The organism is Pseudomonadota bacterium (genome assembly GCA_030859565.1).
GTDB lineage: Bacteria > Pseudomonadota > Gammaproteobacteria > JACCXJ01 > JACCXJ01 > USCg-Taylor.
The window spans coordinates 1-12598 of sequence record JALZJW010000114.1 but is presented as its reverse complement, the minus strand read 5'-3'; the positions used below and the strand labels follow the sequence as shown (position 1 = coordinate 12598).

Annotated in this window: 6 protein-coding genes and 2 pseudogenes; 5 read left to right on the top strand and 3 right to left on the bottom strand. The window is 59.8% G+C overall.

The annotated features are described in order from the left end of the window. Positions 1-2858, top strand: a 2858-nt coding sequence (locus tag M3436_15335) for a methylmalonyl-CoA mutase family protein (protein ID MDQ3565432.1), incomplete at its 5' end; no start/stop codon positions are given. A 234-nt stretch (positions 2859-3092) separates the two neighbouring features. On the opposite strand, the gene M3436_15330 is transcribed toward M3436_15335, so the two are convergent. Further along, positions 3093-4085 (bottom strand): hypothetical protein, encoded by a 993-nt coding sequence (locus M3436_15330; protein ID MDQ3565431.1) that lies wholly within the window; start codon positions 4083-4085, stop codon positions 3093-3095. Between the two features lie 381 nt (positions 4086-4466). Between M3436_15330 and M3436_15325 the strand changes: the two genes are divergently transcribed. Next, the gene (locus M3436_15325; GenBank protein MDQ3565430.1) at positions 4467-5750 is read left to right on the top strand and encodes an NAD(P)-binding protein; all 1284 of its coding nucleotides are present in this window, start codon (positions 4467-4469) and stop codon (positions 5748-5750) included. A 550-nt stretch (positions 5751-6300) separates the two neighbouring features. On the opposite strand, the gene M3436_15320 is transcribed toward M3436_15325, so the two are convergent. Continuing rightward, a complete protein-coding gene (locus M3436_15320) occupies positions 6301-7965 on the bottom strand; it encodes a B12-binding domain-containing radical SAM protein (GenBank protein ID MDQ3565429.1) in 1665 nt (554 codons plus the stop codon). Positions 7966-8183: 218 nt separating this feature from the next. Here M3436_15320 and M3436_15315 point away from each other — a divergent pair. Further along, a pseudogene (locus M3436_15315) lies at positions 8184-9628 on the top strand (DUF853 domain-containing protein). Positions 9629-9886: 258 nt separating this feature from the next. Beyond that, positions 9887-10126, top strand: a pseudogene (locus M3436_15310) (transposase). A 253-nt stretch (positions 10127-10379) separates the two neighbouring features. Here M3436_15310 and M3436_15305 read toward each other — a convergent pair. Then, on the bottom strand, positions 10380-11726 hold the full coding sequence (locus tag M3436_15305) for a hypothetical protein (protein MDQ3565428.1): 1347 nt from the start codon (positions 11724-11726) through the stop codon (positions 10380-10382). A gap of 278 nt (positions 11727-12004) precedes the next feature. Between M3436_15305 and M3436_15300 the strand changes: the two genes are divergently transcribed. Beyond that, entirely contained in the window at positions 12005-12352 is a 348-nt protein-coding gene (locus M3436_15300) for an ATP-binding cassette domain-containing protein (protein ID MDQ3565427.1), read from the top strand. The last annotated feature ends 246 nt before the right edge of the window (positions 12353-12598 follow it).

Genomic DNA, 12598 nt, shown 5'->3' with positions numbered 1-12598 from the left:
GCAAGCGCAAAGATCGGAGCGTCCCGGTCTTGGGCGTCACGGGCAGCGGCGGTTCCGGCAAGAGCACGGTGATCGACGAGTTGCTCGGTGACTGCTTGCGCAGTTTCCCGACCCGCGCGATTGCGGTCATCGCGCTCGATCCCACGCGCCAGAAGAGCGGCGGGGCCTTGCTGGGTGATCGCCTGCGTATGAACTTTGCCGCCGATCCCCGCGTCTTTATGCGTTCCATGGCCACCCGGCGGCGGGACCTGGCCACCAACGAAGTCCTCGGCGATTGCGTCGATTTTCTCAGGTCATTGGACTTCGATCTCATCATCATCGAGACCGCCGGCGCGGGGCAAGGAGGCACCGAGATCGTGGGACTCGCCGATGTCTCGCTCTACGTCATGACCAGTGACTACGGCGGGCCCACGCAGCTCGAGAAGATCCAGATGCTGGACTACGCCGATCTCATCGCGCTCAATAAATGCGACGCGCGCGAGGCGGAAGACGCTTTGCGGGACGTGCGCAAACAATGGCGGCGCAATCGCAATGCCTTTACTCTGCCGGACGCCCAAGTCCCGGTCTACCCCACGGTCGCGAGCCGGGTCCATGATCCGGGCGTGACGCATTTATTTTATGCGCTTTGCGAGCAGCTCGATCGCATTCGATCCCGGGATCGGGAGCCGTGGACGCCACTCGCGGGTGAGCGCGCGCCGGCGCAGGGGACGCAACCGCTCATCCCGTCACGGCGGAGCCGCTATCTCGGGGAGATCGCCGAGCAGGGCCAGGCCGAGACCGCGGCGATCGAACAGCAGGTCCGGGCGGCTTCCCAGGCCCGTGGTTATTATCTCAGCTTGCAAGCGCTGGCCGATCCGCAGTTGCCGCCGCCTCTTAAGCCCTACTCCGGCGATCTCGCCCAGTCGAACGGTGATGAGGCCCTCGTGCGGCTGCGCCGCTGTTACCAAGATGTCTTAGCGACGTTAAGCCCCGAGGCGCTCGCCGCACTCGATGAGTGGCCCCAGGTGCGCGCCCAGGCCCAGCAGGACCGCTACGCCTATAATGTGCGCGGAGCCGAAATCAGCGGCGATAACGCCACCGAGAGCCTTAGCCATCTGCGCATTCCGAGGTTGGCGCTGCCTCATTACCAAGACTGGGGCAGCCTGCTGCGCTTTTTGCTCAAGGAAAACCTGCCCGGCCGTTACCCTTACACCGCCGGCGTCTATCCCTATCGCCGCAGCACCGAGGAGCCCACGCGGATGTTCGCGGGCGAGGGCGGTCCCGAGCGCACCAACCGGCGCTTCCACTATCTGGCCGCCGGGCAAAAAGCGACGCGCCTCTCCACCGCCTTCGACCCGATCGTGCTTTACGGCGAAGACCCGGACACGCGCCCCGATATCTACGGGCGCCTGGGCATGTCGGGGGTTTCGGTGGCGACCTTGGACGATGTGAAAAAGCTATACTCGGGCTTCGATCTGTGCGCACCCGCGACATCGGTATCGATGACTATCAACGGTCCCGCGCCCATCCTGCTCGCCTGCTTCATGAACGCGGCTATCGATCAACAGGTGGAAAAATACCTGCGCGAGTCGGGCCGCTGGCGGGAAGCGGAGACGCGGATCGCGGCGTTATACCAGGATCTACCGCGCCCGCGTTATCGCGGCCCGCGGCCGCAAGGGCATGACGGCTTGGGCCTCGGGCTTTTGGGAGTGAGCGGCGGGCAATGGCTGGATCCCGAGACCTACGCGCGCATCCGCGCCGACACCTTGGCTAAAGTACGCGGCACGGTGCAAGCCGATATCTTGAAGGAAGACCAGGCGCAAAACGAGTGCATCTTCGCCATCGAGTTCGCGCTCCGCATGATGGGCGATATCCAGGAATTCTTTATCGCCCACCGGGTGCGCAATTACTATAGCGTCTCGGTCTCCGGCTACCACATCGCCGAGGCCGGCGCCAATCCCCTCACCCAACTTGCCTTCACGCTCGCGAACGGTTTTACCTTAGTCGAGTATTACCTGAGCCGGGGCATGGCGATCGACCAATTCGCGCCCAACCTGAGCTTCTTCTTCAGTAACGGCATGGACCCGGAATATGCCGTGCTCGGGCGGGTCGCGCGGCGCATCTGGGCGCGAGCGTTGCGGGAGATTTACCGGGCGGCCCCGCGCAGCCAGATGCTCAAATACCATGTTCAGACCTCGGGACGCAGCCTGCATGCGCGCGAGATCGAGTTCAACGATATCCGCACCAGCTTGCAGGCGCTCTATGCCATTTACGATAACTGCAATAGCCTGCACACGAATGCCTACGACGAGGCGGTGACGACCCCGACCGAGGAGTCGGCCCGCCGGGCGCTCGCGATTCAACTCATCATCAACCGCGAGTTCGGTCTCAATTACAACGAGAATCCCTTGCAAGGCTCCTTTATCATCGAGGAGCTGAGCGATCGCCTCGAAGGGGCGGTCTACGAGGAGTTTACGCGTTTATCTCAGCGCGGCGGCGTGCTCGGGGCCATGGAAACCCTCTATCAGCGCATGAAGATCCAGGAAGAAAGCCTGTACTACGAGTCCCGCAAACAGGGCGGCGACTTAGCGATCATCGGGGTCAATACCTTCGTGCGCGAGGACACCGAGCCGCGTGCCGCGGCAGGCCGCCTGGTACGCGCGAGCGCGGAGGAGAAGCGGGCGCAGATCGAAGCCGTCGCATATTTCAAACGGCAGCATGCCGATAAGGCCCCGCAAGCGTTAAAGCGCCTGCAACAGGTGGTCGATGCGGGTGGCAATACCTTCGCCGAGCTGATGGATACCGTGCGTGACTGTTCGCTCGGTCAGATCACCCAGGCGCTCTATGAAGTCGGCGGCCGCTATCGCCGGCGCATGTGAGAGCTTGTGAATAAATTTGCTGCGCAGCCCGCCCGCTTCGTTGCGCGGCAAAATCTTCCTGCCCCGTTGCGAGGACGGCATAAAGTCCAATACATTTCGCCTGCGGGGTGTGGACGCCGCAGGCGACCCAAGGAGAGCACGGCTCCCGACAGTTGCTGAGCATTGCCAGAATTATGGTGACGCGCAAGCACGCGACCAAGCAAACGGGGTCGCAATGGCTGTTGCAGGGGGTTCTTAGTTGAAGCTCATGGTCGCGCTCAACGGCGCGGCAAGAAAAGGCGCAATGATGCTCAGGTACTGGGTCAGTTGGTTGCTGAGCTTGAACGACAAACCTCGCGCCGAGAGCCACTGCTCCGCCTCCTCGGGCGTCGTCGCCTGACCGATCTCTCTAACGAGCGCCTGTGCCCGCATGTTCAGATACAAGGCCGGGGGCACATAGGCGCCGATCAGCACTGTGGTGAACGCTACCCCCCAGTAGGCCGAGACGGATGAGGCCACGCCCGAGAGCCCGGATTGCAGGCCGGGATCGCTCGATAAACTCGATGCCCACCCGAGCCAGACACTCATGTGCAACACCCCGACGACCAGGAACACGGACGCGACGGCGATCACCTCTTTGAGATGACGCGCGCGCACCGCCATATGCTCAGGATCGTCCTCAATCGCAAGGGATGCCACGGTCGCGCAGGTAGTCATCAGAATAAAGACCGGCGCGATCGTGGCGAGCACGTTGATTAGGGCGATAATCACATAAACTTTTTGCAAATACTCATCGCCGAAGCTTCCCGCGTGCGTCAGGATCGAGTAGGTAAACCCGAAGACGAGCTGGTACATAACGCTCCCTTGTCCAGCGCCGGATGTCAGTTGGCCTAGAATCGCAGCGCCGAGCAGGGCACCGATTGCGGCGGTGATAATGAGCTGTCCTCGTCCCACCGAGCGGCGCAAGGTCACGATGCAATATAGCATCGCCACCAGCGGTACCACGATACTGAGGAGCGCGGCGGCGAGCCACACGAGCCGCGCATTAAGCTCCGCCAACGCCTGCTCGACACCCGGCACACCCGCCTCTTGCACCGCTGCGAGGAGCAGAGGGCTGAAGGGTTTGTCGGGATCGGCACTGGCCTCGAACAGCACGACCGCCAGGGCGTACAGGAGCAGCGGCGGCAACATGAAAAGGAGATGCCGGAATCGCTCGAGTGTTTCAGATTCTACCGCAATCGGTTGCATGAACGAATGCCAAGCTTAAGATCCTGGGGGCGCATGTGGAGCTAAAGGCGCTCCGCTATTTTGCCCCGCCGGGGAGATTATGCCACAGCTCCCTGGCGCTACCCCCTTGATCTGATCGAGGGCGAGCGCGTGGACGGGTACACTGCCTTGCAGGCGGCCCGGGCCTATGCTTTTCGGATCGCTGGGGAATTCGATCGCGAACGCATAGGATTTTTGAACGCCCTTTTTCCTCAAAAGTGTAGGTACTGCTTAACCTGCGGGGTGGTTACCCCCGTTGCGAGGGCGGCATAAAGTCAAATATATTTGGCCTGCGGGGTGTGGACGTCGCAAGCGGCGGGGTATTTAACCTACGTCCACCTTACTCTAAAAATAAGAACAACGATGACAAAATCCAGCGTAGCTATCATCGGCACCGGCCCGGCGGGACTCGCGTGCGGGCATTTCTTGCACCATCGATTCGATGTAACGGTGTACGAAAAGAACGATTATGTCGGCGGACACGCAAATTCCGTCACGGTGGAGCACAACGGAGAAACGGTTCGCTTCGATACCGCCTTCGTCGTGTTCAACAACGCCGCCTATCCGCTGTTTATGCGGCTGCTGAGCGAATTGAACGTAGCGAGCATGTACTGTCCGATGAGCTTCAGCTTCCAGATCTATCCCGATGGCCTCCAGTATATGACCCGAGGCCTGACCTATTGCTTTTGCGATCTCGAAAACCTGCTGAGTTGGCGTTTTTTGAGGATGCTTTTTGAGATGGTGAAATTCCACCGCAATGCGCCGGAGGTGCTCAAGGACCGCAAGTACCGGGACTACAGTATCGCCGGGTACGTGCGGGAGAAAAACTACAGTGAGGACTTCCAGCATCGCTTCTTGATCCCGTTCATCGCGGTCACCTGGTCGCTGCCGCCGGAGAAAATGTTGGACTATCCGATAGTCACGCTGGTCGAGTTCCTGTATCACCACGGCGCACTGCAAGGCCCTCTAGGGCGCAAACATTGGCGAACCGTCATCAACGGAAGCCGCTCGTACGTGGAGAAAATCACAGCGCCTTTCAAAGATCGCATCCTCACGAATCACGGCGCCGCGTGCGTCAGGCGCAAGAACGGGGCGGTCGAAGTCAGCGACAGCCACGGCGAGGTTAAGACCTTCGATCGCATCATCTTCGCTTGTCACGCCGACCAGGCACTCGCGATGCTCGCTGACCCCAGCGCTTTGGAACGGGAGTTACTGAGTAAATTTACCTATCATCGCAGCCTGGTGGCCGTGCACACCGACGCGTCCCTGATGCCGGTCAAGCGGCGGCATTGGGCGGGTTGGAACTATTATGTTCACTACGATCGCGACCGTAATCCACGGTCATCGACGACCTATCACATGAACACTCTGCAAAAGATGTCTGCGACGGCGGATTACTTCGTGACCTTCGGCGATATCGACCGAGTTAACGACAAGAAGATCCTCAAAGAGCTGACCTACGAGCATCCTATCTTTGATCTACCCGCCATCAATGCCCAGCGGGAGTTGCATAAGCTCAACCAGAATGGCCTTAGCTATTTTTGCGGATCGTATTTCAAGTACGGCTTCCACGAAGACGCCTTCCGCGCCGGGGTCGAAGTGTGCCGGGCGCTCACGGGAGAGCCAATCTGGGAGGAACCCGTATGAGGAAGGAATTCGTGGGATGACACAGGCGCCGCTGCATACCCCATCAAGAGATCTGGCCCGAATGCCACTTACTTAAGAGAAAATCCTGCAAAACCGTCATTCCGGCCGGAGCGAAGCGGCGAGCCGGAATCCAGTCATTCGTGAACCTTCCTGGATTCCCGCCTCCGCGGGAATGACGGAAATTTTGGACTCCCGCCTGTGCGCCGGGGGGCGGATAGTTCAACCATAACGACTCGATACGCGCGCTCTTCGACGAGTTGCAAAGATGCGACGCGGAATCCACTCTCCACCAGTCATCGTAGAGGCGCTCCATGAGGCCGCAGCGGCCGCCCAAGCCAGCATCTATCCGCAAGGCTCACAGCAAACGGCTAGAAGGATAGGAAATCCAACACGATTCCGCAACGGGCAATGTTTCCCCGATGCGGCGTTCCGCCCTGCAAGGTGGCTATTTAGCGCAGCCTGAATGAAGCGCCAGCCGAATACGGGGAAATTCCGATCCCGGATTTCTATCCGTACTTGCCGTACTTGCTCGCCACACGGATTGCGGACGTCAGGCCGCCGACGCTTCGCGTTCGAGTTCGGACTCCCGTGCGATGAGGTCTTCGTCCGCCAAAAGCTTGTTTAGTCCCGGCACCGCATGATCGAAGGTGAACATGTAGTAGTGATAACCGAGCGTGATGTAGTGCATGATAAAGGGAATCTGATCCGGGTATTCGCGTATAACCCGCCGGGAGAATTCTTGACTCGCTTTCTTGTAGTCCTCGGGGAACTGTTTATAGATGCGTCGTTGCTGCCGGTATTGACTCCAAATAGTTCGCAGAGAAATTTTTCCGTTAACTAACTTCGAGACGAGATTGCGCACCCCGGAAGCGGTTAAGAAGAAGAGACGTTTCAAGCGGCCGGCCGCGGTGGCCGGATGCGACATGCGGGAGAACATTTCGAGCGCGCGCTTAAAATACGCCTCCGGTTCGTAGAGCGTCCGGATCACGCGCAGATGCCCCTCTAAGAGCTGCTTGCGGGGAATGCGCGTCACGATATTCGTGTATCCTGATCCGAGCGTTCGTTCTTCGTCACCCGTAAGCTCTTCGATCAAGCGGCCGGTTTGCTTCATGCGCGCGAAGAGCGGCGTCCCGGGCAGCGCCACGAGCGGGCCGATCATCGCGTTCGCTATGGACGCATCGGTAATAAACGCGATCTGACGGGCGAAGATATCATCAGTGTCGCTGTCGAACCCGACGATGAACGAGCCATAGGTCAACAGACCAGCTCGCTGGATGCGCCACACGTGCTCGACCAAGGAACCCTTTAAATTTTGGAACTTACGCGTTTCCTTCAGGCTGTCCGCTGAGGGCGTTTCGATGCCCATGAAGACCCAGATAAAATTCGCCTTGACCAGGAGATCCAGCAGCTCGGCGTCATCGGCAAGATTCACCGTCACCTCGGTCCCATAGAAGAAGGGGTGGCCGCGCTCGGCATTCCACACGGCGAGCGCCGCCAGGAGTTTCTTGGCTTCTTTTTTGTTACCGATGAAGTTATCGTCGACGACGAAAATCACGCCGCGGAAACCGGTGTCGTAGATCGCTTCCAGCTCCTTCATCATCTGCGGCGGGGTCTTGGTTCTCGGCTTGCGCCCGAACATCACCGTGATGTCGCAGAATTCACATAGATAAGGACAGCCCCGCGAGAACTGCACCGAATTCATCGCATAGTAATCGAGATTGAGCAGATCAAACCTCGGCACCGGCGTTTTTGTGACATCGGGTTTGTCGGGAGTGGTGTAGACGCTCTTATATGTGCCCCGTTCCAGGTCTTGGAGGAACTCGCGCCAGGTGATTTCGCCCTCGTTTAGAACCTGCACGTCGCAATGGGGGGTGCATTCCTCGGAACAGGCCGTCGGATAGGGGCCGCCAAATACAACCAGCTTCCCCGCGGCTCGGGAGCGCGCCGCGGTCTCAAATAACGAGGACTTTTGGGTCAGCATAGCCGAGAGACAGACCATATCGGCCCACGCTAGATCGCTTTCTTGCAGGGATTCGCAGTTCAAATCGACCAAGCGGATCCGATAGTCCGCCGGCGTCATTGCGGCGAGCGTGATCAGGCCCAATGGCGGCATCGCCGCCTTTTTGCCGATGAGCGGAAGGTAGTATTGCGAGCCCCAGTAAGTGGGCGGAAACTTCGGGTAAACCATCAGGATATTCTTGCATTTATCGGTCATAGATCCTCCTCGCGCTGTGACCCGCTGGGACAATCCCGGCTTACATAGCGAGTATAGGAAATTTGGCTCGCGAGCGCCAATGGTAGAGCTGTGCGTCGCAACGCGTAGCCCTAGCCTTGGCACTTCCGTCGCACGCATGGGTTCCAGGTAGAATAGCGCATGATTCTAAGCGGCCACGGCCTTGACTCCTTCCATCCGCAACCTGGGAACCGAGCATCATGCACTCCGACAACGCTGTATTCGTAGGCAAGGGCGAGACACCGCAACAGCTTCTGTTGCAGCTCGCGAATCGCCATGGATTGATCGCCGGCGCCACCGGCACCGGCAAGACCGTGTCCGTGAAGGTCCTCGCCGAGGGCTTGTCGAGCCGCGGCGTGCCGATCTTTTTAGCCGACGTCAAAGGTGATTTATCCGGGACTAGCCAACCCGGTACTGCCGACCCCAAACTTACCGAACGCGCCCGCACCATGGGTCTCGACGATCATACCCCGCGGGGCTTCCCGACGATCTTCTGGGACATCACAGGCGAACAAGGCCACCCGCTGCGAACCACCATCTCGGAGATGGGGCCATTTTTGCTGACCAGGCTCCTGCAGCTCAACAGCGCCCAGGAGGGTGTTTTAAACATCGCCTTCAAACTCGCCGACGACGAAGGGTTGTTGTTACTCGACCTCAAAGATTTGCGTGCCATGCTGGATTTCGTCGGTGAGAACGCTTCCAACTTGACGACGACTTACGGCACGGTCGGCAAGTCCTCGCTCGGAGCTATCCAGCGCGGCCTGCTGGTCCTGGAACAAGAAGGCGCGGATCGGCTTTTCGGCGAGCCAGCGTTGGATATTCACGATTTCATGCGCACGGATCCCGAGGGCCGCGGGTATGTGAGCCTATTACGCGCGGATTCCCTGATGCGGCAACCGCGATTGTACGCCACGTTCTTGTTGTGGTTGCTGTGGAGCTTTTCGAAGAGCTTCCCGAGGTCGGTGATCTCGAAAAACCGAAGCTAGTATTCTTCTTTGACGAGGCCCACCTGCTGTTCAACGAGGCGCCCAAGGCCCTCATTGAGAAAGTCGAACAGGTCGTGCGCTTGATCCGGTCTAAGGGGGTGGGGGTGTATTTCATCTCGCAAAGCCCCCTCGATGTCCCGGAAAGCGTCCTGGGGCAGTTAGGTAACCGCATTCAGCACGCCCTGCGCGCCTTCACCCCGCGCGATCAGAAGGCCGTGCGCGCGGCCGCGGAAACCTTCCGCGCCAATCCCGCGTTCGATGTCCGTACCGCCATCACCGAGCTTGCGGTCGGCGAGGCCTTGGTCTCGTTCCTCGATGAGACCGGCGTCCCCGGCATGGTGCAGCGCACGCGCATCCGCCCGCCCGCCTCCCGCATGGGACCCGCGAGCAGTGAAGAACGCTCGGCCATCCTCCGGGCCAGCCCCCTCTACGGGCACTATGAACAAGTGGTCGATCGCGAATCCGCCTATGAGCATCTCCAATCACGCGCTGACCGGCCGTCCCCCGAACGTGTGTCACCACGCCGTGCAAAAGGACGGAGTGGGATTGGGCAAACCGCCGCCGATGCTTTGGTCAAAAGCGTGGCACGCGGCATCGAAAGCAACCTCGGCCGGCAGATCCTGCGCGGCGTGCTGGGATCAATCTTCAAGGGGCGATGATGCGCGATTTCAACGCTACGCTGTTTTGAGAATCACGCGGTAAGCGGCTTAGGGACTGGCCGGCGACGCTGTCGTTGCGTCCTCGGCGCGCCAAGCAGGGCCATCCCTGGCCCTGGCTTTCCGACGCTTCGCGTTCCTCTTTCACTTACCGGTGGGCGATGTGTGGGGTATGCCTACCTGCAACCTGTTTATGGCCGTGGAACCCAAGGGCCAAGGCGAGTCGTGGAAGTAACCGGCCGTCGCACGAAGGTGGACTTCGTGAATTTCGTACGCCGACTCCTCAAGGAGGTCTACGCGGCGCCAGCAAGGTCCACTTGGTCCTGGAACCTCAATACGCATTTCCGCTCCAGTTTCGAGGAGGTGCTCGATCACAATACTGCCAGCGCTCTTCGTCGGGTGGAGTTTCACCATACGCCCAAACATGCCAGTTGGCTTAACATGGCCGAAATCGAGATCGGTATTCTGGCGCGTCAGTGTTTGGGCCGACGTCTCAAGGATCGGGGCTACCATCACGCTCGAAGTCGCTCGAGAAAACTCCGGGTGGTGCCGGCGTGTGAGACGCGTCCGCCCGCTCTATGACCGCAGCGTGGTGCTCGCGGTTCTGTCGTTCATCGCGACGCTCGTGGGCTGGCGACTTGGCAACCGCGCAAGCGAGGCGTTAGACTCTCATTCTCCCTTGCAAAGGCAGCCCCTTTGGCCATCCTCAACAGAGCCCCCCTTCAAAAGCGTGGGGGGGGCGTTTTCTGTCCTCTCATGCGACGCCTGCAACGCGCAGGAACTCGCCTAGCGTGAAGGTGCCACCGTCCGGAGTCCAACCGGTCTTGCGAATCCCATCCTTGTCCAGTTGAAGCATCCCGCCGAACACCTCGCTAACGAGCAGGCTGCCGACTGGGCCGAGGTGCGCGCCGTTGTAGTCGACACCGGCCTCTGCCAGAAGATACACCCACAGCGGTGCCTCACCACCGAACGCCGGGTCGTTGATGCCGACCTCCTCGTTGGTCAGAACCGGGACGCCGAGGGTGATGGCGACGGCCTGCCCGGACGGTAGCTGGTAGCGCTTAGCGCGGATGATGTTGCGGCTGGCGAGCGAGTTCGGCCCGCCCGGGATCGCGGCCGGGACCGGCAGTCGGAACAGCCCACGGGACAGGAGCGCGTCGATCCTGCGGCTGATGTTGATGGGCGCGGGGAACCCATCGACCTCCACGAAGTTCGGCCAGTGGATGCGCCGGTTGGCCGGGATCGGCCGGCCACCCGTAAGGTCGCCCTCCGTGCCGTTGAACACCTGCACGAACGGCGGCGCCGGGTCCGTGGGCGCCGGAGCAACCATGCGGTACGCTTGGCGCACCATGCTGTGACCGAACCGGTACCCCGCAACCGCCCACTCGATCGGCAGGTTCGGGTCGTGCGGGTTGCCCGGCTTGAAGAACTTGTTGGACGTCGCGTTGAGCACCGCGTCCGCGTAATCCGGGTGCAGCACCCGTGGCAAGAAGTCGTGCGTCACGACCCACTGGTAGTGATTGATCCTCGCGCGGCGGGCATCCTCGAAGTTCATGCCCAGGTCGACCATCGCGTTGTGGAACTTCAGGAACGCGAGGTGCAATTGGGCGATGATCATGTTCTCGTCATTGCGCGAGTCCGCGATCAGCGCCCGGCCATCCGACCCGCGCGGCAGGTCGCCGCCGTCCGGACCGATGCGCATCTTGTCGCCGTCGCGGACGCTGCCCGGCCCATACACGGAGTCCAGGTCGAGCTTCGCGTTGCGTACGTTGTTGAGCTGGTCGATGGGGAACGTCGTGGCTGGCAGCGGGTTCTCGTCGCGCGTCACGTCGTGGTCCACGAACTGCCCGAAGTACGTGAATCCAGCCGGGGTGTTGCGCGGTGAGTTGTCCGGGTCGTTTAGGTCGACCATCGGTCCCGTGCTCGTGCCCTCGCACGGCGCGGGCGTGCACGCCCCGTGATTCGCCAGCGCGACGTCGGAAGGCTCGAACGCGGTGAGCTTCGAAAATATTCGCACGAAGTCCTGATTCTTGGCGGACGCGGGTGCGACCAGCAGCAGCGCCGTCACGAGCGATGCTAGGACGGTGGTGCGTAACTTCATCGCGCTATGGATAGCTACCAGAGCTAATATTAATTTTCTGGACATACTTTATCTATGAAGGAGTTATCCTACTCGAATCATTCTCAATAGCATTTCACCAGAGATTAGCTCCGACATCACACATTCTGCGGAGCGAAATCGTAGGTAACACTACAACTAATTGGGCATGGCTTTTAGTGTCAATTACCTATTCTGCGAACTGGTTCACAATTTAGTGCAAATGTTTAAATGACTGAATCACTAAAAGAAACTCCGCTAATCGTCCGCAAGGGGAGGCGGTGCTGCGCGGGGTTAATTTGACGATTCAAAGCAGCGAACGGGTTTTGCTTGAGGGATCATCGGGCGGTGGAAAATCAGCTCTGGCGGCCTTGTTGGTAGGATTACGCACGCCTGAAACCGGATTACTGCTGGTCAAGGGACTTGACCGGCACACGCTCGGCGAAGACTGGCGGCGGCTCGCTACCGCCGCGCCGCAGTTCCATGAAAACCATATTCTCACTGGCACACTGGCGTTCAATCTTCTTATGGCACGTCGATGGCCGGCGACGGAGGAGGATCTTCAAGTGGCTGAAGCCGTGTGCCTGGATTTGGGTTTAGGTGACTGGAACGCATGCCTTCCGGTCTGAACAAATGGTAGGCGAGACAGGCTGGCAGCTATCGCATGGCGAGCGCAGTTGTGTCTACCTTGCGCGTGCTTTACTGTAGAATGACCGACGATCATACCATAAGTCCGAGCGCAGGTGCAGATTCAGTCTATTCCAATGCAAGATGAGTCTGAAGGGAGGGCTTATTTCTAATACAAGATGAGTCTGAAGTAAGGCGGCGACTGTTCATGATGGGAGGATGAAGACCATCATGAACGACGGACAATT